Here is a 24,861-nt window from a genome sequence, read left to right as displayed (position 1 = left end):
GACGATGCCAAGAACTTCGAAGCAGTGCTAGCTCAAGTCGGCCCCGTTGGATGCGATGACCTTTTGATACCAGAAGAACGAGTCCTTCCTGTATCTCTTACCACTTCCGCGGCCGAGATCGTCCTGGTCAACGTAGATGAAACCGTAGCGCTTTGATATCTGTGAGCTTGATGAACTGATCAGGTCGATGGGCGCCCAGCTTACGTATCCCATGAGGTCCACCCCTTCCTCTATGGCCTGGATCATTTGCTGGAAGTGTGCCCGGAAGTACTCGATCCGGTACGGGTCGTGGATCCTGCCGTCCTCCGTGAGTTCATCACGCATTCCCAAACCGTTCTCGACGATGAACAGGGGTTTTGCGTAGCGGTCGTAGAGGTCGATCAGCGCGATCCTTAGTCCGATCGGGTCGATTTGCCACCCCCACTCGGTGGATCCCAGGAAGGGGTTCTTCACGCCGAGCACGGTGTTTCCGGGCGTGCGCTCCGCGTTGGGGTCTGCCGACTCGGTCATGGAGTTGTAGTAGCTGAACGATATGAAGTCGATGGTATTTTCGGCCAACAACTCCACATCACCATCCTCAAAAGGAATCTTCACACCCCGCAATTCGAGGGCACGAAGTGCCAGACGGGGGTAGCCGCCGCCTGCCTGGACATCGGAGCAGAGGTAAAGGAGCCGTTCCTTGGCTTGGGTCGCCGCCACGTCTTCCGGCCGGCAGGTATTGGGGTAGGTCACAAGCATGGTCAGCATGCAGCCCATCTGGGCATCAGGTGAGATCTCCCGCAGCAGTCTGGTCACCGACGCAGCGGCGATGAACTGATGGTGCAGAGCCGTGTAACAGGCCTGATCCAGGCTGCCTTCAACGGTCTGGTCAATGATGCCGCCCGACGTGAACGGGTGCCGTGTTATGCCGTCGATCTCATTGAAGGTGAGCCAGAGCTTGACCAGGTGTCCAAACTCTGTGAAGCAGGTCCGGGCAAAGCGCTCGAAAAGTTCGATCGTCCGGCGCTCAACCCAGCAGTTGTTTTTCAGAGCCAGTGCCAGCGGGGGATCATAATGCGAGAGAGTCACCAGAGGCTCGATGTTCAGGCGCCGCATTTCAGTGAACAATGCCTTGTAGTAAGCGACGCCTTCGGCCAGCGGTTCAACCTCTTCGCCCGTTGGGAAGAGCCGGGTCCAGGAAATAGAAACCCGCAGCGTGGTGAAGCCCATTTCCGCGAATAATGCCAGGTCGCCGGGGTACCGGTGATAGAAATCTATGCCGCGCCGTTTGGGATACATCTGGTCGTTCTGGTCGGCCAGCGCCGCGTTGATGCCTTCCACCGTCACCTGATGGTGAACGGCATAGTCCTTGGGATCCGCGTGAGGTTTGTAGGTTGCGACGTCGGAGACAGCCGGACCGCGGCCCCCCTCGCGCCAGGCGCCCTCTACCTGGTTTGCTGCCAGGGCGCCGCCCCATCGGAAAGTTTCAGGCAGTGGCATCGATCTTCTCCTTGATTTTTTCGTTGACGACCAGAAGCAGGTCTCCGGCCGCAATGGCGTGTGGTTCGACGGGGCTGACATCGAAGCGGGCAGAGTTGACTATGACCACGGGAGTAGTGGTGTCATAACCCGCATTCGTGATTGCGGCGAGGTCTGCTTCGAGCAGTAGTTGCCCGGCTTCGACCCTCTCACGGACTGACACGTGGGTAACGAACGCGCTGCCGCCAAGACGAACTGTGTCGATACCGACGTGGATAAGTACCTCGACACCGTCATCACCGCGAATGCCGATTGCGTGCTTCGAATCCAGAAGGGCCGTCACCACCCCTGAGATGGGAGAGCGAACCTCACCGTTAGTGGGCCGGATGGCCAGTCCCTCTCCCAGCACGCCCGTTGCGAAGACCGGATCGGACACCTCCGAGAGCGCGATGGCCTCCCCCGTGAGCGGGCTGAGGATGCGGGCTCCCTCAGGCGTCTCAACTTTCACGTCGCCGAACTGGCGGACGGTTGCGGACACATCGTCACGCCACAGGATAGCTGCCGTCACGAAGGACACCCCGACGGCCACCAGCAGTCCAATGACCGCATGCAGAAGGTTCTGGGGGTTGTCGGCGTCGATAAAGGATGTGATGCTCGCGAGCCCTGGCCCAACCGCGACGAAACCGGCCACGTGCATTATGCCCATGTAGGCTCCGGCTGACACCGCCCCTGCGACAACGGCGATGAAAGCCCTGCGGTTCTGAAGAGTGACGCCGTAAAGGGCCGGTTCAGTGATACCGAAAAGTGCCGAGATTCCGCCAGACAGAGCGGTGGCACGCAGCGCGGGACTCTTGGTGCGGACGGCAACGCCAAGGGCGGCGCCGGCCTCGCTGAGGTTGTGGGCCAGGGAGGCGGGCTGGTAAAGCGATTCCCGTCCGGTCGCGGCGATCGTTGCGATGGTCGGAGGAATAAAGGCTTTGTGCATCCCAACGGAGATGATCAGGGGCAGCACGCCTGCCAGCAGTGCGACGGCGACCCAACCCAGTGAGCCGTGCAGCCCGGTCATAGCACCGGTGAGAAGCGTTCCGAGCCAGAATCCAAGCGGCCCGAGCAGGAAGATCATCGCTGGTGCAACGATGACGATGCACATCATCGGTACGAAGAAGATCCGGATGGGAGCCCACGCCAGCTTAGTGAAGAGCGGCTCTATGACGGCGAGCAGCAGGACCGTGAGGATGGCGGGAAATACCTGGGCGGTGTAAGCCACAACCGGTACGGGAAGGCCGAAGAGTGCGGCGCCGCCCTCCTTGGTGGCCAATGCAGTGAAGGCGGGGTAGACCATCACGCCCACGAGACCGATGGCAAGAGGTATGTTGACTTTCAGTTTCCTGGCGCTGGTATACGCCACCAGCAGGGGAATGAACCCGAAGACCGCATCGGGAATGACGGCCAGCAGTTTGTAGCTATCGCTCTTAGCGTCCAGCCACCCCAGGGCAGATGCCAGAACGAGCAACGATTTGAAGATACCGGACCCCGCAATGGCCGGAATGATGGGGGTAAATACGCTGACCACAAAGTCCATGACGGTACCGCCCAGGGACTTCCAGCTGTATGGGGCCCTTTGAGATGGAGAAGTTGGCTGGCCGCCCGGTCCTCGAAGCGCCTCTATCGCCGCAAAGGTGTCAACAACCCGGTCGCCGACAACGACTTGGGTTTGGGACGACCCCTTGACGACGCCAAGGACGCCCGGAATCGCCTTGAGTGCAGCCACATCGGCCTTGCTGTCGTCGGCGAGGCTAAAGCGTAGGCGCGTTGAGCAGTGGTGCAGGTTCGTGATGTTCGCGTCGCCGCCGACATGCTCCAAAATCGCTTTCGCGTTCTCCTGGGTTGTCATGGGTCCTCCTTTGGATTCCAAGTCCATGCGCGTACGCACCGATGCGTTTCCTCGTCGTTCAGGCACAAAAAAAGGACCCAACGTCCCGCTTTTTGAAAAGCGTTACATTGGATCCTGCCTGCACTACCAGTCACATGTCCGACCACCAGAGTAGCGCCTATCACTAACTCACGCAATAGCCCCCCATGGAGCGCGAACACTGCCGCACGATGTGGCTGAGCAGTATCAGATGAAGTACACACCCAGCCTGACGGCAGAAATCGGTGCCAAAAGCGTCAGCTTAGGCCCCAATACGTAACCTTCGGCGATAAATGGCGGCGTTTTCACGACGCTACCTGACGCATGAGGTGGTTCTACAAGAGGAATGGCTTACGCCCTCGGCGGTGGAGCGGTGGCCAGTAGCGCACATGGATATACAGCTCCGGCAGTGAATCCTGCTAGTTAGCCCCGCTGACCGCGCCGGCAGTGATGTGGCCGCCTAATGCCACCCAGAGGTAGCGGATTGACCTTTCTACGCCTTGCCGGTCGACGCCGGCCAGGAGCTGCAGCACCAGTCCATCCAGTGCCGCGAAGGCAGCCTGGGCCGCACCCTCCTCCTGACCGAATCCGATTCGACGTAAACCCTCTGCGAACGCGGCAACGTAGCGTGCGTACAACTGTTGCACGGCCTCGGCGAGTTCGGGCCTTCGCCGTGATTCCAGGATCATCTCGTACTGGAAGATTTGCAGGTCGGGATTTTCGGCGATCAGCGCGAGGATGCTTTCGCAAAACTCTTCTTCCGTCGCGGGGAGTTCTTCCAGTTGCGACAGTCCGATGGATTGCTGCACCGACCAATCGAGGGCTGCCTTGATCAGCGCGTCCCGAGTGCCGAAGTGGTGGGCCACCAGGGTGTTGTTGACCCCCGCTTGCTCCGCCACGGCGCGGAAGGTCAGGCCTCTCAGGCCCTTGCGCGCCACGACGTGCACTGTCGCAACCAGCAGCGCCTCCCGGCCTGTGCCATACCCCTTGTGCCTATCCCCGTTCATGGCTTGATTCTATCGTTCTCCGAGCGTCTATTGACGTCGACACTCAGCAGGTGCTTAGATGTGATGGAGCGCACAACTAAGCGGGCGCTTAGTAATTATTCTTTCTCTCGAGGAGACAACGATGTCCACTTCCCAGACCACCACCGGCTTCACCGTCCACGACGCCTTTGATCCGCAGAAGTACGAGCCGTTCATCCTGGGCCAGGTCCAGTGGGTCCGCAGCCCGGGCGACGGGGACCGGCCTGCGCTCTCTGCCGGTTTCTGGCACGTCACTACTGAAGATGCTCCGGAGCCTTTCGATCTTCTGATCGAGGCCGACGAGACTCTCCACATTCTTGAGGGCCACCTCCACATTGAAGTTGAAGGCGGAGAAAGCTTCGACCTTCGTCCCGGCTGCGCGGCTTCCTTCAATAAGGGCACCCAGACCCGATGGACCGTCATTGAAGACACCACCGAGTTCTTTGTCTACTCCTGATCAACAGCCGCCAGCTGATCAATTCCCAGAATCGTTTTGAAAGCAAAAGAGCCGAACGTGACTAACACCAACCCAACCGCGGAGCAAGCGGACGTCATCATCATCGGTGCCGGCTTCGCTGGTCTCACCGCCGCCCGCGAGCTCCGCCAGGCCGGGCACTCCGTCGTTGTCCTCGAAGCACGGGACAGGATCGGAGGGCGCACCTGGCTGGACGAGCAACTGGGCCGTCCCTTAGAGATGGGCGGGACATGGGTGCACTGGACCCAGCCCTATGTCTGGTCCGAGATGAAGCGTTACGGGCTGGGTACCGTACAAAGCCCGGTCCCTGAGACGGCCTACTGGTGGGCCGGCGGTGAGCGCCACGAGGGCACCCCGGAGCAGTTGCTGGGCGATATCGACGAACCGAACCGGAAACTCATGAACGAGTCCCGAACCTACTTCCCGCAGCCGTTCAGCCCGTTCATCAGCCCGGACATCAAAAGTATTGATAATGTCTCGCTGCCCGAGAAATTCACCGAACTCGGACTCTCGCCCTACTCCCGCGACATCCTGGAATCGTTCTGGGCACTGAACTTCAACGGCCCCGTTGACCACGCAGCCTTCACCCAGGCCCTGCGGTGGGTGGCGCTGACCAACGGCGACTGGATGGTCAACTTCGAAGCCTGCGCGACGTTCAAGATCCAAGGCGGCACCGGCAAACTGATCAACAGCATCGCCGAGGGCACTGACGTACGGCTCGGAACGACGGTCGCCGCAGTCGAGTACGCCGGCGACAAGGCGTCCGTTATCACCAGCACCGGCGACACCTTCGAGGCAGGACACGCGATCTGCACCGTGCCCCTCGGCGCTCTGGGAACCATCGGTTTCCAGCCCGCACTGCCGGCTCCGGAGCAGCAGGCCATCACCGAGGGCCAGGTCTCCAAAGGCATTAAGGCCTGGATCACCGTCAAGGGCGAGGTCAAGCCCTTCGTTGCCCTCGGGGCCGCGGACTGGCCCCTGAACTACGCTCAGGCGGAATACGACCAGGATGGCAACACCATCCTGGTGGCCTTCGGCCCCGACACCGCCCGCCTCGATGCGACCGACCTCCAGCAGGTCCAGGCCGCCGTCGACCTCCTTGTGCCGGACCTTGAGGTCCTGGACGTCGCCAGCCACGACTGGACCAGCGATCCCCTCTCGGGACAGACCTGGCCTATGCACCGCACGGGATTCCTCACCGAATCCCTCCCCAGTTTCCAGCAGCCACACGGGCCCCTGCTGTTCGCAGGTTCCGATTACGCCAACGGCTGGGGTGGCTTCATCGACGGAGCCATTGAAAGCGGAATGGAAGCAGCACACACTATCAACCAGCGTCGCGCCTAACCCTGCACGGCTACCCCAAAGAATCCTCAAAGAAGGTTGACATCCACCATGTCAAAGACAGAAACATCCACGGGTTCAACCGCGGCAACGACGCCGGGCACCGACCTGAAAAAGGGCTCCATCGGAGTCCTCGGCATCCTTTTCTTCGTCCTCTCCGCCCAAGCACCACTGACCGGAATCGCGGGGGCATCCGGCCTCACGGTGTTCCTCGGCAACGGGGCCGGGGCTCCCGGGGCCTACCTCACGGTCGGCGTCGTCATCATCATCTTCGCCGTCGGATTCATCGCCATGAGCCGCAGGATCCGCGCCAACGGCGCCTTCTACGCTTACGTCGGGGCAGGTTTGGGCCGGCATACAGGTGCCGGCGCCGCCTGGCTGGCGCTGCTGGCCTACGGCACCGTCCAGGCCTGCATGTACGGGCTCTACGGCGCCAGTCTCAGCGCCCTCGTCGCGACCTACACGGGAGTGACCATACCGTGGTGGCTGCTGGTGCTGGTCACCATGGGCGCCGTGCAGCTCCTGGGTTCAAGGAACGTTGAACTCGGAGCCAAATTCCTGGCCTTCCTCGTGGGCGCCGAAGTTGCCATCCTGCTCGCCTTCGGCATCAGCGTGCTGGCCTCAGGAGGAGGACCCGAAGGAATCAGCCTTTCCGCCAGCTTCTCACCGGCCGCGATCGCAGCCGGGGCACCGGGGGTGGCCATCATGTTCGCCGTAGCGTCCATGTTCGGCTTCGAATCAACCGCGATCTACTCCGACGAGGCGAAAGATCCACGGCGCACCGTTGCCCGGGCCACCTACCTCTCGGTCAGTGTCATTGCCATCTTCTTCGCCTTCATCACCTGGATGCTCGTCTCCTACTACGGCCCGACAGCCGTACAGGGAGCCGCCGGCGCAGCGGTCGAATCCGGCGACGCCACCTCGTTCTTCTTCGCAGCAGCCGTCGACAAACTCGGTGCCTGGGCCGGCCCGGTCGGGGGCGCCTTCCTCATCACCTCGGTCCTGGCGGGCATCATCGCCTTCCACAACGCCATCAACCGCTACCTCCACTCCCTGGCCCAACGCGGCTCCATCCCAGCCCGCCTGGCCCGGACCAACTCCCACGGCGCACCCTACGCCGCCGCGTACGTTCAGACCGCGATGGCCCTGGTGATGACAATCCCGTTCGCGATCCTGGGGCTGGACCCGGTCCTGACCCTTTTCGCCTGGTTCGCCGGCGTCGCGGTTGTTGCGTTGCTGGTCCTCTATGTCCTGGCATCGGTGGCCGTCGTCGTCTTCTTCCGCCGCCACGGCGGGCAGGGGATCTGGCAGACACTTATCGCCCCGATCCTGGCCGTAATCCTGATGACCGCGGTGCTCTGGTCGGTGGTCAGCAACTTCACCACCCTCATTGGCGGTGACGCCGTCACAGCCAACTGGCTGCTCGTGATGGTCCCGGTCGCCTTCATTGCCGGCATGGCCCTGGAGCGCCGCAACCGAAGCGAACACACCATCGAATTCACCGACACCGCCGTCACAGCCGAACCCGCTGCGACTAGAGCACGATTCGTCCCGCCAGCTCCAAGCAACTGAATACCCAGATAAGAGGGATCTAATGAACACCACACCCGTCCTGACCGAGGGCTCCGTTGCTGCCCGGACCATCTTCAATCCCGCCACCGGTGAACCCGTCGGCGACGCGCCCGTCCACACGGTCGCGGACCTGCAGCACGCCATCGACGTGGCAGTCGCCGCCCAGCCCGGCTGGGCCGAGCTCGGTCACCAAGCACGGTCCGCTGCACTGTTGAAGGCCGCCGACGCCATCGAAGCCCGCGCCGAAGAACTCGCCCAGCTGCTTTCCCGCGAGCAGGGCAAACCGCTGAACGGCCCCAACGCCCGCTTCGAAGTCGGCGCCTGCGCCGCCTGGCTCCGCGCCGCCGCCGGGACACCGCTCGAAGCCGAAACCCTGGTCGATGACGGTGAAACACGCGCCGAGCTGCATTACCGGCCCATCGGCGTCGTCGGGGCCATCGGGCCGTGGAACTGGCCCATGATGATCACCGTCTGGCAGGTCGCCCCCGCCCTGAGAATGGGCAACGCCGTAGTGGTCAAACCCTCCGAACACACCCCGCTCAGCGTGCTTGCCCTCGTTGAAACCATCAACGAAGCCCTGCCCGAAGGGCTCCTCACCGTAGTCTCCGGCGGACGCGATGTAGGCGAAGCCCTCGCCTCCCACCCCGCCATCGGGAAGATCATGTTCACCGGCTCCACCGCCACCGGCAAAGCGATCATCAAATCCTCCGCGGACACCGTCAAGCGGCTCACCCTGGAACTGGGAGGAAACGACGCCGGCATCGTCCTGCCCGACGCCGACCCGAAGGCCATCGCCGAAGGCCTGTTCTGGGGCGCCTTCATCAACACCGGCCAAACCTGCGCCGCCCTGAAACGCCTCTACGTCCACGACGACATCTACGACGCCGTCTGCGACGAACTCACCAACGTGGCCAAGGCCATGCCGATGGGCAACGGCCTGGACGAAAAGAACGTCCTCGGACCGCTGCAGAACAAGGCACAATACGAAATCGTCGCGAACCTCGTGGAGGCCGCCAAAGCCTCCGGAGCCCGCGTCCTCCTCGGCGGAAACCCGGACACTGACCAGCCCGGCTACTTCTACCCCACCACCCTCGTGGCCGACGTCGACAACGACAACCCACTCGTCGCCGAAGAACAATTCGGCCCCGCCCTGCCCATCATCCGCTACAGCACCATCGACGAAGCAATCCAGAAAGCAAACGCCCTCGACGTCGGACTCGGCGCCTCCGTCTGGTCCTCAGACCCGGCAACAGCCCGCAACGTCGCCGCCCGCATCCAAGCCGGCACCGTCTGGATCAACAAACACGGCGCCGTCGACCCCCGCATCCCCTTCGGCGGCGCAAAACAATCCGGCTACGGCCTCGAATTCGGCGTCGAAGGACTCAAACACCTCGGCGTCCCCCAGGTAATCAACGGCTAAATTTCCCCTTCTGGATAGCCCGCGTCTGGCCACCACCGATCAGGGGCGGGTTATCCATTCACATCTGCCTCTGCAAAGGATGAACATGTCAAAATCCCATCACCGAACCCATCAGGAAGTCACCGACTGGTCATCCCTTCAGCCGGGCGACGCAGTCGCTATCTCCGACGATCTCCACTGCCCGGATCCGGCATATGTTGAAATAACAGCTCCCGAGCTCGGTGTTCTATGGATTCGCCGGCCAAAGATCGGGGAACGGCGGCTGCTCCACACCGAAACCCACCGAATCTGGCGCCTAGTCCCGAACAGCCCGAGCTGAACAATAGACCTCGGCCGCGAGAAACTGCTTGTCGGATCCCTCCGACACCGGTTTCGCTGGAGAACCAACCTCTCATCTCTCATGTGTCTCGAAAAGCAAAAGCCTTCCAAGACACCCCTTTACGGCCAATCAAAGGAATAGGGTTCTGCGTCATACCGTGTTTCCTGACGTCTCGCTAAGCCGTCTCAGCGAGGGAGGTCTTAGCAGTGCCTTCAAGAGGCCTTTTCGAGCCACAGTGGCAACGTGAGACACCTTGGCTATACACGGGTCAGTTCATCCAGCCAGGACGCGCAGCTGCAGCTCGACGCGCTTGTCGCGGCCGGGGTCTGTCCCGTCGACAGGCTCGGCCTGACAACGACAATCACGCTGAGTGCCGGCAGGTCCTCTGACTCGGTTCGCAATAATCAAAGGCTCGGCGAACTCAGGCCATAGCTGTTCATGAGCTGGACGGCATGTGCAGTGATCAGAACTGTCAGGGATTGCGCAAGCTCAATAACTTCGTCCTCGAAAAGCAGATATAGGTGTGGACACTGTACACATTCCGTTTGACAAGACAAAAGCACGCGGGCCACCCTTTCTACCGGTCCTTCAGACCGGCCTGCGGCAGCACAGGAAAGCAGGTGCGTAAAGGTCATGTTGTCCCACTCCCCCGCGGCATGAATAGATGCACGCCACCACCGGCCAACCCACCAACATAACCGGAACGAGGAACCGCAGACCCGCACGACAGCAGGCGGAAGGCCCACCAGCCAGGGTCTTGAACCCGCCACACCACACACCTGAATAGGCTCCGCGGCAGCCAGGCCCACAGCCCGCGACCCAGCCGTCAGAGGGGCGCCACCACAAGCCATGTCCACACGTAAAGCAAAAAGCCCCTCCGACGAGGGGATCTGCTGTGCCCGAGGTGGGACTCGAACTGTATTCCAGGCCTTGCAAACACTCGGCTCCCGCGAAAACATGCGGAATTCGAAGAAGTCCGGCAGCTGTACGAGGCAGTACGAGACGAAATGTGTGGACATTGTCCACACCCCATTTTCAGGGGATCAAGGGCTACCGGGGCACCAAATGCCTGGAAATCTGAGCGGCAGAGTCCAACAAGTCGATAGTGCCCGCGGCGACTCCGACGACGAGGTCGAAGCCCTCATCCGTGGTGAAGCCATGCCGGTAACCGTTGATCCACAGCAACAGCACCATGAGCGTCCACGCGGTCCGTTTGTTCCCATCAATGAGCGGATGGAACCGTGCGACCGACTCCAACAACGCGGCCGCCTTCACCGCCAGTTCGGGATAAGCCTCCGCGCCCATGACAGTCGTAGCCGGCCTGGCCAACGCCGAGGCCAACAACCCGACATCACGGATATGGAAGCCGTAGCGATCAACTACCTGAAGTGCATCCTCAATGTCCAGATACGCTGTCACGCGTCCTCAAGACGCTTCAGCAACTCAGCGTCATGACTCATAACAAAATCAAGGCCCTCGCTGATTTCGCGTCGGCGCGCGTGGCGCTGCAGAACCAATTCTGCCCCCTGCAACAGCAGCGCGGACTTGGACGTGTGTTCCTCGGCAGCCAACTTCTCCAGCCGTCGATTGAGGTCTTCAGGGACACGAAGATTCATAGCCATGCCCATATGGTACCAAAGCGGTACTGACACCTTCAGCAATCCGCACCCGCCTTTGATTCGACTCCCGAGCTCAAGGGGCCGAGGCCGCAGGCATAAAGTCTTGCTGGCTGTCTCTCTCAGTCGGCCAGTCGCCTGAATCCGAAGAGTCTAGTCAGACTTACCGAACGGCCGTTATCGGCCTTCGAATTTGGTGGGCGGAGAGGCTCGGAGAAGGACGCGTCTGGCATCACGACTGGGCCTTTTCTCTCACCTCCCAAGGCGTGACAACGTCATCCCCGGGCAGTGCCGACGTTTGCCCTCAGTCGCCGGCGCCTGCCATCACCCATGGAGGCGTGCCGCCTCCAGGGGTAGCCCAAGGCGGCCATCCGGAGCCATGATGGCACCATGACAGATCCCCAACGGAAGCTGTCCACCGCCGAGCTCGCCGAGGCCGGGCTCACCGGCTGGCGCGTGACCGGCGAGGCCCTCGCCGCCACCTTCAGGACCCGGAAGTTCTCCACCGGCCTGGAGCTCGTGAACCGCATCGGCGCCTCCGCCGATGAGGCCAACCACCACCCCGACCTCACGCTCACCTACCCCGAGGTCGGCGTCACGCTCTCGAGCCACGACGTCGGCGGGATCACCAGCCGCGACATCGACCTCGCCCGCACCATCAGCGGCCACGCCGCGGACCTCGGGGTCGCCCCCGCGGAGTGAGTCCGCCCTCGGGCACAGGGCGAACGGATCGTCGAGGCGCTAAACGGACACGCCAAGAGTCTCGGTCGGTGCCGGCCCCATCCTCGCGGCCGAACACGCCGACGCCGCCGTACACGCGGGTGCCCAATTCCTGGCAGTCCCGGAGCCACCCCCGCCCTGCTCGCTCATATGCTGTCACCGGACGTTCCCGCCCTTCCCGGCGTGTATTTTTCAACCTGCTGTAGCCGTAATGATGGCCACTTAGCACGCAGGCAGCCACGAATGATGAAAATGTGACTCCTGCGCTGGGCAGCCTTAGGGCAGCGCTAAGACTGCCAGTTCCCCGCCTCAGAAGACTGACAGAATCACCATTATCGGCCTTTCAAATAGGCCGGGGATATCTAACGACAAGTACCCGCCCTAGCGTGCTTCGTCGCCGGTGGCTGGTTGACCAACAACGGCTTCACTGCGGCGCTTGAACGTGAAGGTCGAAGACGAGGACGCTACTCTCCTGACCGCTGATGTAGTTCGTGATGAAGGATTTGAAAGCGTGGTGCATCGGGTCATACAGTGCCGGGTCAGTGATCAATGGTTCACCGACGTAATAGTTCCGATCACCCTGCGACGCGAAAGACACTATGTAGGCCTGATGGAATCCCTGCCCTAATCCTTCGGGGCTGTTTTGTGCCCCGGACTCGATACTCAGGATGTAGGGGCGCCCATCCCGCTTGGATGTTTGTATCTCGTGGAACTTTTGCTCGATTTCTTGTAAGTCCTTGCCGTCGATGTCGTCACGGTAACGGAACAGCACGATGTGCCGGACAATCCCCGGGCCATAGTCAGGCCGTGTCAGCGATATTTCGCGTTCATTTTCGGCGTCATCCGTCATGTGCGCCCTGTTCCTCTGTTTTCTTAGGCGGGAACGGCGTTCCTTCCCTGTCTGGGTTAGTGAAGCCAGGGCTGCCGAGACCGAGCGGGCCAGGCAGGGCGCCGTTCCAGCCCTCTATGCCGTGTGGTCCTCAGCGGGGCGCTTCAGGGCGCGGCAGCCCGTGAGGAGTCGGCCCGTTCCAGCCATTTCTCTGTCTCAAGTGTGACTTCCTCGATGCTCTTTCCGGTCCAGCGGGAAATTGTGATGTTCACCTGCGCCTGGAAGTTGGTTACGAGGTCGAGGTCGGGATTGAGCAGCCACTGGAGCTCCATCCCGTCCATCAGTGCGATCAAAGAGCGCGACTCCAGATCGATTGCATCGTCAGGAAGCGGCAGGATGTCGCCGGCGTCCCTGGCAATGCTTAAGTGCCGATTGAATCCGTGGAGCGAATCTTCGTAACGCTTGACGATAAAGTCGCGGGCGGGATGTTCCGGATTTGAGGCCTCAGTGCTTAGGGTCAGGAAAAGTTCAATGAACCCCCGGTGCGTCGTGTGGTAGCGCATGAGCGGAATCAGGGCCCGGATGTGTTCAAGACCTGTATGGGGTCCCTGCCAGCGGGACGACTCTTTCTGCCAGTGGCGCAAAACCGCTATCAGCAGCCCTTCTTTGCTGCCGAAGTAGCGGATCAGAGCCGCTCCGGTCACGCCAACTTCCTCGGCTATGTGACGCAATGAGCCCGCGTGATACCCATGCCTGGCGAATATGCGTGCAGCCGCATCGACGATTTCCTGGCGCCGCAGCACCCCTTTTTTATACGGGCCTCGGCTCGTGAGTGAAGCTGACATGCCACCTCTTCCCTTCCTCGGTATCCCATCCTATGGCCCTCTTGCCAAATCAGGAACACCTGTTTATGTTTGGCGAAACCGAATCGCTCGGTTTCTTTTGGATGGCCACGCGCACATCCAGTGAGACAGGTGTTCAGATCAATGAGGAGATGTACATGTCCGCTCTCGAACAGCACGAGATAACAGCCCGATGAAAAAACCAACCTTGTTTAAAGGCCACACCCGACGCCTAACCGGCGTTGCCGTCGCAGCCGGCATAGCAGCCACGGCCATCGCACCAGCCGTCGCGTCGCCACCGCTGGCACCCACCGCGCAACCGGCGGAGCCCTCTGCCCTGGGTGAAGCCGCATACCAGCGACCTCTTGGACTCATCGGGAGCACCCCATGCAGCACTCACGACTGGCAACGCTGTGCAGGCGATACCTCCGAACCCAATACCTCGCCGTTCCAGCTCGGCAACCCCATGGCTCAGCCCGGCCTCGGGATTCCGCTCGGGGGACTCGGAGCAGGTTCTTTCATGATCAATCAGGCCGGGACCTTCGGTCCATGGAACATGGGCGGGTCCACAAACACGAACTACGAGAAGCGCATCCTGCCCCAGGCCGCGATACACATTCGTGAACAGCAGCCAGGCCAAACTGCCACGACCAAGACGCTCGCCGTCAACAGCTCCGAGTTCGGGTCCGTCCTCCCTGCCTGGTCGACCCTGGACGCTGGGAGCGGGACATACAGCGCGCTCTACCCCTTCGGCCGCATCGACTACGCCGACCCCGTACCCTCCACATCCGTGTCAACAACGTTCTGGACACCAATCGTGGCCGGCAACGACGAATCCTCATCCCAGCCCGTGGCCTACTTCGATGTGGAACTCACGAACGAAACGAGCAAGCCGACGAACGTGTCGACCATGTTCACCTTCCCCAATGCTCCAGCACACGTGGGCAGCACAGTACAGAACACCCCCAGCTCCGTTCCCAGTGTCCGCACCGGCTACACCAGCCGCGAGACCGAGGATCACAGTAACAAAATCACCGGTATCACACTGGGGGCTTCCAGCCCCGCTAACACCGCAGACTCGCAGAACAGCGAGTGGACCACTGCTGTGCGAAGTGAACCCGGACAGCGAGTCACCTACGCAACATCCTGGAACGCCGACGGCGACGGCTCTGACATCTACACCCCCTTCAGTGCAACCGGCAGTCTCCCCAACTCGGCCCTCGACGGCAGCAACTCCGCCAGCGCCCTCGCAGTTGAGATGAACCTGCCGGCCCATAAAACGCAAACCGTTCACTTCGTCCTGGCCTGGGACTTCCCCCAGATCACTTTCGGTACTGCGGGCGACACATCCTGGATGCGGCGCTACACCTCCTTCTACGGAGCGCGTGAAGACGCGCAAAACAACTATGTCCCGGGCAGTTATCCCGGCAACCAGGGCTTTGCCATCGCTGCGCGGAACCTCGCACGCGTGGACGAGGCAAAGGAAGCGGTGGAACGCTGGTGGAAGCCGGTAGCGCTCGATGACACGGTGTCGCCCGCGGTCCGCATGGCCGCGCTGAACGAACTCAATCAGCTCACGTTCAACGGCTCCTTCTGGGAATCCGGCCTCGTCTCCACTCCACACCAGAGCGACGTACCCCGGGTAGGCGCGGCAGTCCCTGGCACCCACCTGTTTCACACGCTCACGGGCGGTGGCTGGGCCGACGCCGGGGAGGTCGACGTCCAGGGTCAGATGGCGATTGCCCTGCGTGAGCTGTTTCCCTCCATCGAAGCCGACTCTGTCCGCGCGACGTCCGAGATGATTGCCCAAGACCCCAACGGCCGGGTGCCCGGCAGCCCGGGCTTCAATCCGCCGATCGACGGCTATATCTGGTGGCAGCTGAGCGCGCCGTGGCTGCTGTGGGAGAAATCTACCGGCCCAGCCGCACCCGAAGATACCTTCTTCGACCGTCCGGTCAAGTACCTCCTCCGCACGTACGGCGCGTATCGCAGCTCGGGCAACGATTCTCTGTTGCGCGAGACATATCCGGCGATGCTGCGTGCATGGACGCACGACGTCCAACCCCGGATACCGCAGGGAGACACGCTTCCCACGGAGCCGGCCGTCTTCGCCAGCACCTATGACGTGATGGGGCAATCCGGCGGAGTGCACGGGGTCTACAACTCCGGCCTGTACATCCTGGCCACAGAGATCATGGCAGCCGCTACTCAGGACGCTAAACGGCTCGGGATCTCCGAAGCCTCGGCGCTCAAAGTCGACGCCCTCAATCACACGCGGGCCAGTTCCCAGGCCGCGTACGAGGCCGCGTTCTGGACCGGGAGCTACTACAAGTTCACCGATGCAGGCGCCAGATCCTCCGACGTCTTCGTCGACGTGCTGTGGCCTCAGCATGTGGCCGAGCAGCTCGCGCTGCCCGACATCAATCCGCCCGAACGCGTGGCCGCGCACCTGACGAACACCTTTGACCTTCTCACGCAGGTGAAGGACTCCACAGGGCATACGCTCGGAGCGCCGAACCTCGTCCCGAGCGGGGGCAAGCCCTACCCATTCCTGCCCAACCGGCCCAGGGAAGTCGGTTTCCAAGCGGCAGAGGTGTGGACTGGAACGAACTTCGAGGTCGCCGGAACGCTCATCCGGGAAGGCCACCGACTCGGACGACCCGACTTGGTCGCCGATGGAAACGAGCTCGCGGAGGGTCTGGTGCACCAGATATACAGCCCCACCGCGGCCGCCGGCGGCGCCTACGCCTTCAATACCCCCGAGGCGTGGAACGGCTACGACACCACCACCTACCGGGCGGCCTACTACGTGCGAGCCCTGGCCGCCTGGGACACGTACGCGTCGGCCCGCCGCCAGTGACAGCGCAGACCTAACGGGCGTGCACCAAACTGAGAACGCAGGGTCGGGGCCGAGACCCTGCGTTCTCATCCCGTCCGTGAGTCAAAGGTTCGGGCCACCGTCGGATGCGGTATGCCGGCACTTCATCGGCCAGTATCGAAAAGCCGTTCATGCCTTAGTTCGACCTGGCATGAACGTACGAGCGTCGCAGTGACGAGTATTCCTTCAGGCATCCCTGCTTCCATCACGCCAACTTCCTCGGGCATGTGACTCACGGGGCCTGCCCGCCCCCATGTCGGGACAATTTTCATGCGGCGGCATCGACGGCTTGCCGGGACCGCTGGACGACCTTTACGGTCCGGGCTCTTGAGTGAAGCTGACGACCACCTGTTACATCCCTCCGTACCAAGCTCCGTCGCGCTCTTGCCAAATTCAGAACACCTGTTTATATTTGGTGAAAAGTAATCGACCAGTTCGTTTTCGAGTGGCCTAGCCCACGCCGGGTGACGCAAGTGTTCAGATCAATGAGGAGATGCACATGTCCGCTGTCGAACAGCAGGAGACAACAGCACCTGCGCTTTTAGGCGTCGGAATACTGGGAGCAGGCCCAGTGACGCAGGCAATTCACCTACCCACTCTGGCCAGGCTCACCCGAACATTCTTTGTCGCCCATGTGATGGACGTTGACGAGGGCATTGCTGAATCAGTTGCCGGACGTGTAGGCGCACGCTTTTCCACCAGCGTCGAAGCGCTGCTGGCTGACGCTGAGGTCGAAGTCGTGGTGATCTGCAGCCCGCACCAGTTCCACGCGGAGCAGGTCATCGCCGCGTGCCGGGCCGGCAAGCGCGCGATCCTGTGTGAAAAGCCGTTTGCCATGAGCGGTGAAGAAGCGGCCCGGATCTCGGACGTTTCTGCCGAGACCGGTGTGCCGATCATTGTGGGCGCGATGCACGCTTTTGACCCGGGGTGGGCAGCAGCGGTTGAAGCCTGGGGCGACTTGGCCGAGACAGCGCACACCTTGCGGTCATCTATCGTGTTGCCTCCAAATCCCCGATTTGAGGATTTCGCCACGGAGGTCGTTGCCCGGCCGGCCACTTCGGCGGCTCCTGACCTTCGCGATCCAGCGGTCTTGGAGGCCGCGATCCGCGGAGGAGTGATGGGTCTGGCGATCCACGATCTTCCGCTGGTGCGCCGCTTCGTCCCGTCGTTCACTGATCTCGAGGTACTTCGCGCAGAGGCCCTGGAGCCGTTCGGGTACCTAATCCTCGTCCAGGCCGGTGGCCGGACCATCGATCTGCAGGCCGTCATGTCCGACAGCTGGGAACCTGAATGGACCTTCGAGGCGATCAGTGACACGCAATCCCTGAAGGTGACTTTTACGCCCTCCTATGTGCAGGCCGGATCCGCCGTAGCCGAAATATCCGACGGCGAGAAGACCCAGGTCTTTGGCCCCTTTGACGCCAACGGTTACGAGGGGGAATGGCAGTTCCTTGCGCTCCTGGCACGGGGCGAAGTCAATCCTCCGAGCGCCGACACTCTTATCCAGGACCTGCAATTTGCACTCGCAACAGCCGACGCGGCGGCGTCGGCAGCACTGAAACGACAAGAGGCCGCAGCATGAGAACCACATTCGACGTCTATGCGGACAACGGGGCGTCTCAGACTGGCGCGGTCGCGTCTGTCATTGCGTCCCTGCCCATGTCCCTCGCACCGGGACAGGCGGATACGGCGGCGCTGCAGGGCGTGTCCGGCACGAACGGTTGGGCGGAGCGAGCCGCCGAAACCATCACGAAGGGTGCGGCCGGGGTCGCGGTGATCGCGCCGGAGCCGGGCGACACGCAGTCCCTTGAACGACTGGCGGCCAGCAAGTCGGTGCCCGTGGTGCTGGACTTCCGCTGGGCTTCCAACCCTGCGGTAGCCCAGGCAGCGGAGGCCTACAAACAGGCGGCGCCTGACAGCGCCCTCGTTGAAGTAACTGCCTACATACGCAACGGCATCCCCATTGAGCAGGTGAGGGCCGAACTCCTGGTGCTGGCCGGGAGGCTTCTGGGACACCTGGATGACGTTCGCACTCTCCGCACCAACAAAAAAGGGTTTGCCATTGCTGCCACCCTCACCCCATCAGGGACGCCGGTGACCATAGTGGCCGTAATCTCAAACGCTTTGAACAACGACGTGCGTGTCCGGATGCTCACCAGGAACGGTTGCGTCGACCTCTCGATCCCGGCTCCTGACACCGCCCGCCCGGCAACGCTGAAGAGAACAGACCCGCACGGTGCACTGACCTCTCCAACTATCTACGAGTCATCCCACCGCGCAACGTGGAAACGCCTGGCAGCACTGGCTGCCAACGGTTCCACTGCACCGGACCTCGCGGAATTCCGAACCGCGATCGCATATCCCTAGCAGATCCAATTTATCCATCTCAACGAAGAGCAAGGCCCGGGACACCAGGTCAGAAAAGGAAAGAACAATGACGAATCCCAACAGCACTACCGCCACATCAGTCTCACGCCGCGGCTTCCTTGGACTCACCGCGGCAGCTGCCGCAGTTCCGCTTCTTGCCGCCTGCGGCGCAGGATCCTCCCAGGGCGGAGGTTCGGGCGCCGGGGGCACCGTGAAGTTCTGGGACATGCCATGGGGTCCAGCCGCGTACACGGATGCAGCCAAGAAAATCACGGAATCGTATGCACCTGAAGGCGGAAAAGCCAAGGCGGCATATCAGCAAATCCCGTGGAACAACTACTACCAGACCTTTTCTTCGGCCATCGCGTCCAAGACGGGGCCTGCAGTATCCACCGGCGCCGGATTCCAGGCGTTCCAGTTCGAAGAGCAGAACCAGATCGCCTACGCCGACAAAGTTGTCGAGGAACTCAAAAAGAACGGCATGTTCGATGACTTCCTTCCCGGCGTCCTCGAACCCTTTGAGTCCGACAAGGGCTACATCGCCATCCCCTGGCAGCTGGACCCGCGCGTCTTCTGGTACCGCAAGTCACTCTTCGAGCAGGCCGGAGCTGAACTTCCCAAGGACTGGCCCACACTGCTGGAAGCCGGCAAGAAACTCAAAACAATCGGGGCGTTCGCCTTCGGTACCGGCGCCGGCGCGGGAAACAACATCGGAGTCCAGTCCGTGGTCCAGATGCTGCTCAACAACGGCGGCGGCTTGTTTACCAAGGACGGCCAGCCGGATGCCCTCAATGACCGAAACGTCGAGACCGTGGAGTTCATCCGCGAACTCGTCTCCAACGGCATCGTCGACCCGGCCGCGGTGAGCTACAACGAGGACAGCCTCACCAGCCAGTGGAAGGACAAAAAGATCGCCTTCGGCACCCACTCTCCTGGCCTTACAGCGCGCGCCGGGGACACCACGGGTGACATCCTGGTCGCGGACCCGCTGACGGGCCCGCACGGTGACAAAGCGACCCTCACATATGGCAACAACATCATGATGTACAAGAACACCCCGTCGCAGGAGTCTTCTGAGGCATTCCTCATCTACTACCTGGGCCAGCTGAAGGAACTGTGGAAGCAGGGCGTGGTGGGAGCCATGCCGGTGTTCAAATCCATCACAGAGCTTCCCGAGTTCCAGAAGGATGCCAACAACGTCAAGATCATCAAAGACTGGCAGCCGATCTCCAAGACGTTCAGCGCCCAAGGCACCAGGCTCTTCGCATCCCTGGCAGCCGTTGAAGGTGGACAGTTCCTTGGCCAGTTCACGCAGACGGTACTTGGCGGCAAGACCGATGCGAAGACCGCCCTGCGGGACCTGCAGTCCGGCATCGAATCAGTAATGAAAAAGTAAGGCTGAAACGTGTCCTCATCCACTGCCCGCATCGGCCTGGACCGGGCCCGCCGGGGCGTCGCCCCCGGCGGGCCCGGCACGCCGGGAAACCGCAAGAGCAAGCTCAGTACCCAAACCCGCCGGACCTTCTTTTGGCTATTGTTGCCCTCGGTGGTCCTCCTGGTCCTCATCTATGCCTACCCCCTCATTTATGCCGGAGTGCAAGCCACACATGACGGTTCCCTGATCGAAACCGGCAAGTTCATCGGTGGGGAGAACTTTGCAAGTGTGCTCTCGTCGTCGGCGTTCTGGAAGGCCGCCCGATTCACCGTGCTGTTCACCGTCGTCGGAGTCTTCGGCTCCTGGCTGGTCGGAATGGGACTGGCCCTGCTGTTGCGTACCAAGATCCCGGCCAACGGAGTTTTCAAGGTGCTGCTGCTCCTGCCCTGGGTAGTGCCGATCGTGGTCTCCGCGGCCGCCTGGAACTGGCTGGTGGCGACGCCCGACAGTCCTGTCCCTGCGCTGTTCCGTAGCCTCGGCCTGGGTAGCCCCTTATTTCTGGCCGACCCTACCTTGGCCGCCGTCACCGTCATGATCTTCAAGGTGTGGGTCAGTTTTCCGTTCATGATGATGATGACCTCCTCGGCCCTGGCATCCGTGGACACTTCGGTCTACGAAGCTGCCAACATGGATGGCGCCAACCGGTGGCAGCAGTTCAGCCAGATCACGCTCCCGCTGATCTCCCGCTCGACCTACATCAGCTGGATCCTCATGACGATCTTTTGTGTCAATGACTTCCCCACCATCTACCTCCTCACCGGCGGCGGTCCCGTCGATGCGACTACTTCCCTGGTGGTTTTGGCTTACCGCACCGTCTTTCAAAACTTCCAGACGGGCCCGGGCGTGGCTATCGCCTTCCTCATGACTCTCACCCTCGTGGTGGTGTCGGTCATTCTCTACCGCCAGATCCGAAAGTCGAGCGTCGAATAATGAATGCAGTACTGCATACACCCGCCGAAGCTGGCCGGCTTCCGCGAGCCAGCAGCAAACCGCCGGTGCTTTCTGAGGCCGGTACACGCGGTCGCTGGTGGAGGTTCGTCCTGGTTCTCCTGCTCACTGCCATCGTCCTTATCCCCATCATGGTCACGATAGTTCTGTCACTGACACCAGGACGGACTAGTACTGCCACAGGCCTTACTCTGGAGAACTTCGGCTACATCTTCTCCAAAACGCTCGCCACCACGTGGTTGCAGAACAGTTTGATCACCACGTTGGCGACGGTCGTTGTATCAGTCGCCGTGGCGGCACCGGCCGGCTATGTCCTCTCCCGCGGCAGGAGCAAGGCAGTCTCCGGCTACTCGCTGCTCCTGTTTGTCATGCAGTCCCTGCCGATCATCACCTCCGTGGTACCGCTGTTCATCCTGTTCGCCGGGCTGGGGCTGGTGGACAACCTTCTGGGCCTGACCATCATCTATGTGGGGTCCACGATGACCGTGGCGACATGGATGATGGCCGCGTACTTCGACTCCATTCCGATGAGCCTGGAGGAAGCAGCCTGGATCGATGGCTGCTCGGTCTTCGGGTCCTTTACCCAGCTCGTGCTGCGCAACTCCCTGCCAGGAGTGCTCTCCACAGCGATCTTTTCCTTCCTGCTCGCCTGGAACGACTACCTCGTGGCCATCGTGTTCCTTCGATCAACCGAGATCATCACCCTGCCACTGGGTGTCCAGTCATTTTTCCAGCAGAACCTTACCGACTGGAGTTCAGTCATGGCCCTGGCCGTCGTGATGATGGTCCCGCCAATCATCGTCTTCGCCACCCTGAACAGGTACTTCAGCGTCGGCGGAATCGGCGGGTCCCTCGCCGGACGCTGACACACGCGACAAGCTCGACGCAAGAAAATCGTCAAAGGAAAACATGTCCTACTCCCTCCAGCTGTACACGCTTCGCGATTCCCTCCAGAAAGACTTGCCTGGCACCATCAGGAAAGTCGCTGCTATCGGCTTCAAGAAAGTGGAACCGTACAACTTCGTGGCTACAGTCAAAGAGCTCAGCGCCGCGTTGAAGGAAAACGGCCTCACGGCTCCTTCCGGCCACGCCCCGCTTTTAAGCCAGGACCAGGATGAGATCTTCGCCGCGGCGAGGGAACTCGGCATCACGACAGTTATCGATCCGTTCCTGCCGGCAGAACACTGGCAGGACCCAGAAAGCATCCTGGCCACAGCGGAGAAACTTAACGTTGCGGCCCGGAAAGGGGCCAAGTACGGCATCCGCGTTGGGTACCACAACCATGCCTGGGAACTGGAGAGCACCATCGACGGCAACACGGCCCTCGAGTACTTCGCCAGCAAGCTGAAGCCCGAAGTTGTTCTGGAAGTCGATACATATTGGGCGGCTGTGGCCGGGCAAGATGCCGCTGATCTGCTGACACGGCTCGGTGACCGGGTGAAGTTCATCCATATCAAGGACGGCCCGATCAGTATCGACACGACGGCCCAGCTCCCTGCCGGCGAGGGAGCAATGGACGTCCCGGCCATCCTCCGGGCAGCCACATCACTGGAAACAGGTGTAGTCGAATTTGATGACTACTCGGGGGACCTCTTTGAGGGGATCAGCAGGTCCCTGGCATACCTGTCCAGCGTCGAAGAACCGGGCGCATGACCGCTATTGCCCTGGCCCGCCTCCCGCACCTCGGCCACACAGGGCCCGTGGGAACCGTCTAGAAGCAACTCAATACATTCCCAGCACCGATGAGCCCCGAGAGCCGGATATGCGTTCACGGGCAGTACGCAGTCCAGCTTCCGGCGCGCCAGAGTACGTTACTTCGACGCACGGCAATCGAGCAGACGCTTCGGTGGACCTCCTCCGCGCAGATCAAGGACATACGTTGCCTGATTCCCAGTCAAAGACAACCTACGTGCCTGCCCCATGGAAGCCTGTCGACGACTGGATAACACTCAAGAATCAAGACGTTGAAATTTTCAGGAATGGGCGGCTGATTGACCACGGCCGGGTGGATGACGTTACGAGCGATGGATCCCTGTTGTGGTTGATGCACGCCGGAGCGTCGACCAGGCGCATTGCAGAAAATCTGCCAGGAACCTATATCCGACTCGCCTTATAAAAGTGCTGGTTTCGGAAGCATGTTCTTGCGCGTGCTCAAGTCCAGGCGTACAACCGTCCGGATCCGCGCAGTGCGCCCCCCGCCCGCGCCCAGAAAGGAATAGACCATGACAGACCACACCGTCCACATCGAGAACCGACAACTCCAAGGGCCGCACGGGGAAATCCCGATCCGCATCTATACACCATCGACGTCCCGCGCCGAGCCGGTCGGCGTGGTGTGGTGCCACGGGGGATCTTACATTTACGGCGACCTCGACATGGCCGAGAGCGACTGGGTCGCCACCAGCCTGGCCGAGGCCGGGATTTCCGTCGTCGCAGTAGATTACCGACTCGCTCCGGTCCCTCAGTGGGCCCTCGACCTCGGCGCCGAACCGGGCGCCGGTAACGCCTACTACCCCGCAGCGGTCGACGAGATAGAGGCTGTCCTCGCTTGGGCGAACACAGAACTGCATTCGCAGAGTCCCGCCGGCTGGGCACTGGGTGGAGCAAGCGCAGGGGGGACCCTCACAGCAGGATTGACTCTGCGTTTGCGCGATCAGAGCCTCGTCATGCCCTCCAGGCTGCTACTGGCCTACCCTCTCCTGCACCCTCAATTGCCGCAGTTCCGCAGCGAACTGAAGGCAAAGCTCGCCGAACTAACACCGGCCCCTGGCATCCCCCTAACACCGGAAGGCGTCGCAGGGCTGACTTTGAACTATGTGAACGGCGCCCCCAAGCAGTTGGGCGACCCTTACGCGTTCCCTGGTGGGCATGATCTCTCCGGCTTCCCACCCACGTTCATCCTCAACTCGGACGTGGACACCATCCGCGCATCCGGCGACGCCTTTGCCGCCGAACTCGCTAGCGCGGGCGTGGACTTGTTAACCGTCACGGAACACGGAACAGAGCACGGACACCTCAACGAACCGACGACGATCGGTGCCCAGCGCAGCATCAATCGCATGATTGAGTGGCTTACCTCACCGTGGGCTTACGGTCGATCTGCCGATAGCTCGTCGGCGAGCACGGAGACCTCAACGCGGTGACCACCCCAGGTCCCCTCTCCATGTTGACTGATGAGCCATCCCGGGCTCCGGCCCGTCCTAGAGATCAGCCTGCCTGTGAGTTCTCGCCACGATTGAGCGTCACCAAAACGGCCTGCGCGCAATGGCAGTCATCCTGAGGCTGGATCGTCTGCCGGCGCCAAGGGGTCCTAGGCCCGAACTCAAGGCAGATGATCTGTTCGTCCATTCCCCTGCCAGCTTATTCACCAGCCCAGGAGGGCACATGTTCCACGACACCCAACGGCCGCCCACCGACGAGGACAGCCTCATCACACCCAGCGACCTGTTTGGTCATCAACCGCTCTCGCTTTCTGTTCAGGTCACGACGGAGGACGACACACAGAGCCGGGACCAGAAAATCAACGAAGCCGTCGACCAACTGATACCTGCCGCGTTCGAACACAGGCACGGCATCCTCGTCACGCAGCAAGACGTCGACTTGTACACCGTCCAGATTGATCCGAGCGTGCCCTGCGGCACCATCCATGAAAAGCGCCACTGACACAACCAGATCGGCACCGATTCCGCGCACACTGTCGCCCT

General features: G+C 61.5%; 21 protein-coding genes and 1 pseudogene. 15 read left to right on the top strand and 7 right to left on the bottom strand.

Going from position 1 to position 24,861, the window contains the following annotated elements; translation table 11 throughout:
• Positions 1 to 27: 27 nt before the first annotated feature.
• The 3 genes from FB478_RS01165 to FB478_RS01155 form a co-directional block, all read right to left on the bottom strand.
• Positions 28 to 1,479, bottom strand: a complete 1,452-nt coding sequence (locus FB478_RS01165) for a glycoside hydrolase family 1 protein (RefSeq protein WP_133832280.1) — start codon at positions 1,477 to 1,479, stop codon at positions 28 to 30.
• Entirely contained in the window at positions 1,466 to 3,352 is a 1,887-nt protein-coding gene (locus FB478_RS01160; RefSeq protein ID WP_056391259.1) for a beta-glucoside-specific PTS transporter subunit IIABC, read from the bottom strand. Before FB478_RS01160 ends, FB478_RS01165 begins: the two co-directional genes overlap by 14 nt.
• A gap of 437 nt (positions 3,353 to 3,789) precedes the next feature.
• Positions 3,790 to 4,377 (bottom strand): TetR/AcrR family transcriptional regulator, encoded by a 588-nt coding sequence (locus FB478_RS01155; RefSeq protein WP_082581737.1) that lies wholly within the window; start codon positions 4,375 to 4,377, stop codon positions 3,790 to 3,792.
• Between the two features lie 121 nt (positions 4,378 to 4,498).
• Between FB478_RS01155 and FB478_RS01150 the strand changes: the two genes are divergently transcribed.
• The 5 genes and pseudogenes from FB478_RS01150 to FB478_RS21270 form a co-directional block, all read left to right on the top strand.
• Positions 4,499 to 4,852: a cupin domain-containing protein gene (locus FB478_RS01150; protein WP_144599665.1), complete on the top strand. Its 354-nt coding sequence runs from the start codon at positions 4,499 to 4,501 to the stop codon at positions 4,850 to 4,852.
• A 57-nt stretch (positions 4,853 to 4,909) separates the two neighbouring features.
• Positions 4,910 to 6,214 carry an NAD(P)/FAD-dependent oxidoreductase gene (locus FB478_RS01145; protein WP_133832278.1) on the top strand — a complete coding sequence of 435 codons (1,305 nt, stop codon included), beginning with the start codon at positions 4,910 to 4,912 and terminating at the stop codon, positions 6,212 to 6,214.
• A gap of 48 nt (positions 6,215 to 6,262) precedes the next feature.
• Positions 6,263 to 7,783, top strand: a complete 1,521-nt coding sequence (locus tag FB478_RS01140; RefSeq protein ID WP_144599664.1) for an APC family permease — start codon at positions 6,263 to 6,265, stop codon at positions 7,781 to 7,783.
• A gap of 22 nt (positions 7,784 to 7,805) precedes the next feature.
• Positions 7,806 to 9,203, top strand: coding sequence for an aldehyde dehydrogenase family protein (locus tag FB478_RS01135; protein ID WP_144599663.1), 1,398 nt, complete (start codon positions 7,806 to 7,808; stop codon positions 9,201 to 9,203).
• A gap of 562 nt (positions 9,204 to 9,765) precedes the next feature.
• Positions 9,766 to 9,849: pseudogene (locus tag FB478_RS21270) on the top strand (recombinase family protein); the annotation flags it as partial.
• A gap of 723 nt (positions 9,850 to 10,572) precedes the next feature.
• Here the strand turns inward: FB478_RS21270 and FB478_RS01125 are convergent.
• Together FB478_RS01125 and FB478_RS01120 are read right to left on the bottom strand one after the other, a co-directional pair.
• Positions 10,573 to 10,941, bottom strand: coding sequence for a type II toxin-antitoxin system death-on-curing family toxin (locus FB478_RS01125; protein WP_056393974.1), 369 nt, complete (start codon positions 10,939 to 10,941; stop codon positions 10,573 to 10,575).
• On the bottom strand, positions 10,938 to 11,144 hold the full coding sequence (locus FB478_RS01120; RefSeq protein WP_235509898.1) for a hypothetical protein: 207 nt from the start codon (positions 11,142 to 11,144) through the stop codon (positions 10,938 to 10,940). The genes FB478_RS01125 and FB478_RS01120 overlap by 4 nt, the downstream gene beginning before the upstream one ends.
• A gap of 384 nt (positions 11,145 to 11,528) precedes the next feature.
• On the opposite strand from FB478_RS01120, the gene FB478_RS01115 reads away from it, so the two are divergent.
• A complete protein-coding gene (locus tag FB478_RS01115; RefSeq protein WP_056393972.1) occupies positions 11,529 to 11,840 on the top strand; it encodes a 4a-hydroxytetrahydrobiopterin dehydratase in 312 nt (103 codons plus the stop codon).
• Between the two features lie 442 nt (positions 11,841 to 12,282).
• On the opposite strand, the gene FB478_RS01110 is transcribed toward FB478_RS01115, so the two are convergent.
• Together FB478_RS01110 and FB478_RS01105 are read right to left on the bottom strand one after the other, a co-directional pair.
• On the bottom strand, positions 12,283 to 12,708 hold the full coding sequence (locus FB478_RS01110) for a Dabb family protein (protein WP_056393970.1): 426 nt from the start codon (positions 12,706 to 12,708) through the stop codon (positions 12,283 to 12,285).
• Between the two features lie 143 nt (positions 12,709 to 12,851).
• The gene (locus tag FB478_RS01105) at positions 12,852 to 13,532 is read right to left on the bottom strand and encodes a TetR/AcrR family transcriptional regulator (RefSeq protein WP_082581883.1); all 681 of its coding nucleotides are present in this window, start codon (positions 13,530 to 13,532) and stop codon (positions 12,852 to 12,854) included.
• A 190-nt stretch (positions 13,533 to 13,722) separates the two neighbouring features.
• Between FB478_RS01105 and FB478_RS01100 the strand changes: the two genes are divergently transcribed.
• The 9 genes from FB478_RS01100 (at position 13,723) to FB478_RS01060 (ending at position 24,820) form a co-directional block, all read left to right on the top strand.
• Positions 13,723 to 16,389, top strand: coding sequence for a GH116 family glycosyl-hydrolase (locus tag FB478_RS01100; RefSeq protein WP_144599662.1), 2,667 nt, complete (start codon positions 13,723 to 13,725; stop codon positions 16,387 to 16,389).
• Positions 16,390 to 16,906: 517 nt separating this feature from the next.
• Entirely contained in the window at positions 16,907 to 17,989 is a 1,083-nt protein-coding gene (locus tag FB478_RS01095) for a Gfo/Idh/MocA family protein (RefSeq protein ID WP_056393964.1), read from the top strand.
• Entirely contained in the window at positions 17,986 to 18,774 is a 789-nt protein-coding gene (locus tag FB478_RS01090; RefSeq protein ID WP_056393962.1) for a hypothetical protein, read from the top strand. The genes FB478_RS01095 and FB478_RS01090 overlap by 4 nt, the downstream gene beginning before the upstream one ends.
• A 67-nt stretch (positions 18,775 to 18,841) precedes the next feature.
• Complete coding sequence (locus FB478_RS01085) at positions 18,842 to 20,170, top strand: ABC transporter substrate-binding protein (protein WP_056393960.1); 1,329 nt, start codon at positions 18,842 to 18,844, stop codon at positions 20,168 to 20,170.
• A 9-nt stretch (positions 20,171 to 20,179) separates the two neighbouring features.
• Positions 20,180 to 21,139 carry a carbohydrate ABC transporter permease gene (locus FB478_RS01080; protein WP_056393958.1) on the top strand — a complete coding sequence of 320 codons (960 nt, stop codon included), beginning with the start codon at positions 20,180 to 20,182 and terminating at the stop codon, positions 21,137 to 21,139.
• Positions 21,139 to 22,023 (top strand): carbohydrate ABC transporter permease, encoded by an 885-nt coding sequence (locus FB478_RS01075; RefSeq protein ID WP_144599661.1) that lies wholly within the window; start codon positions 21,139 to 21,141, stop codon positions 22,021 to 22,023. The genes FB478_RS01080 and FB478_RS01075 overlap by 1 nt, the downstream gene beginning before the upstream one ends.
• A 43-nt stretch (positions 22,024 to 22,066) precedes the next feature.
• On the top strand, positions 22,067 to 22,810 hold the full coding sequence (locus FB478_RS01070; RefSeq protein ID WP_056393955.1) for a sugar phosphate isomerase/epimerase: 744 nt from the start codon (positions 22,067 to 22,069) through the stop codon (positions 22,808 to 22,810).
• A gap of 569 nt (positions 22,811 to 23,379) precedes the next feature.
• Positions 23,380 to 24,300 (top strand): alpha/beta hydrolase, encoded by a 921-nt coding sequence (locus FB478_RS01065; RefSeq protein WP_082581881.1) that lies wholly within the window; start codon positions 23,380 to 23,382, stop codon positions 24,298 to 24,300.
• A gap of 241 nt (positions 24,301 to 24,541) precedes the next feature.
• Positions 24,542 to 24,820 carry a hypothetical protein gene (locus FB478_RS01060; RefSeq protein ID WP_056393952.1) on the top strand — a complete coding sequence of 93 codons (279 nt, stop codon included), beginning with the start codon at positions 24,542 to 24,544 and terminating at the stop codon, positions 24,818 to 24,820.
• Positions 24,821 to 24,861 lie beyond the last annotated feature (41 nt).

It is taken from the genome of Arthrobacter sp. AG367 (assembly GCF_007828995.1).
Lineage (GTDB): Bacteria > Actinomycetota > Actinomycetes > Actinomycetales > Micrococcaceae > Arthrobacter.
The sequence above is the reverse complement of the archived record's forward strand: the minus strand, read 5'-3'. Positions and strand labels throughout refer to the sequence as shown.

Coding starts and splice junctions, on each gene's coding strand:
- FB478_RS01165 (WP_133832280.1), bottom strand. CDS start 1,479: ATGCCACTGCCTGAAACTTTCCGATGGGGCGGCGCCCTGGCAGCAAAC.
- FB478_RS01160 (WP_056391259.1), bottom strand. CDS start 3,352: ATGACAACCCAGGAGAACGCGAAAGCGATTTTGGAGCATGTCGGCGGC.
- FB478_RS01155 (WP_082581737.1), bottom strand. CDS start 4,377: ATGAACGGGGATAGGCACAAGGGGTATGGCACAGGCCGGGAGGCGCTG.
- FB478_RS01150 (WP_144599665.1), top strand. CDS start 4,499: ATGTCCACTTCCCAGACCACCACCGGCTTCACCGTCCACGACGCCTTT.
- FB478_RS01140 (WP_144599664.1), top strand. CDS start 6,263: ATGTCAAAGACAGAAACATCCACGGGTTCAACCGCGGCAACGACGCCG.
- FB478_RS01135 (WP_144599663.1), top strand. CDS start 7,806: ATGAACACCACACCCGTCCTGACCGAGGGCTCCGTTGCTGCCCGGACC.
- FB478_RS01120 (WP_235509898.1), bottom strand. CDS start 11,144: ATGGCTATGAATCTTCGTGTCCCTGAAGACCTCAATCGACGGCTGGAG.
- FB478_RS01115 (WP_056393972.1), top strand. CDS start 11,529: ATGACAGATCCCCAACGGAAGCTGTCCACCGCCGAGCTCGCCGAGGCC.
- FB478_RS01110 (WP_056393970.1), bottom strand. CDS start 12,708: ATGACGGATGACGCCGAAAATGAACGCGAAATATCGCTGACACGGCCT.
- FB478_RS01105 (WP_082581883.1), bottom strand. CDS start 13,532: ATGTCAGCTTCACTCACGAGCCGAGGCCCGTATAAAAAAGGGGTGCTG.
- FB478_RS01100 (WP_144599662.1), top strand. CDS start 13,723: ATGAAAAAACCAACCTTGTTTAAAGGCCACACCCGACGCCTAACCGGC.
- FB478_RS01095 (WP_056393964.1), top strand. CDS start 16,907: ATGTCCGCTGTCGAACAGCAGGAGACAACAGCACCTGCGCTTTTAGGC.
- FB478_RS01090 (WP_056393962.1), top strand. CDS start 17,986: ATGAGAACCACATTCGACGTCTATGCGGACAACGGGGCGTCTCAGACT.
- FB478_RS01085 (WP_056393960.1), top strand. CDS start 18,842: ATGACGAATCCCAACAGCACTACCGCCACATCAGTCTCACGCCGCGGC.
- FB478_RS01075 (WP_144599661.1), top strand. CDS start 21,139: ATGAATGCAGTACTGCATACACCCGCCGAAGCTGGCCGGCTTCCGCGA.
- FB478_RS01070 (WP_056393955.1), top strand. CDS start 22,067: ATGTCCTACTCCCTCCAGCTGTACACGCTTCGCGATTCCCTCCAGAAA.
- FB478_RS01065 (WP_082581881.1), top strand. CDS start 23,380: ATGACAGACCACACCGTCCACATCGAGAACCGACAACTCCAAGGGCCG.
- FB478_RS01060 (WP_056393952.1), top strand. CDS start 24,542: ATGTTCCACGACACCCAACGGCCGCCCACCGACGAGGACAGCCTCATC.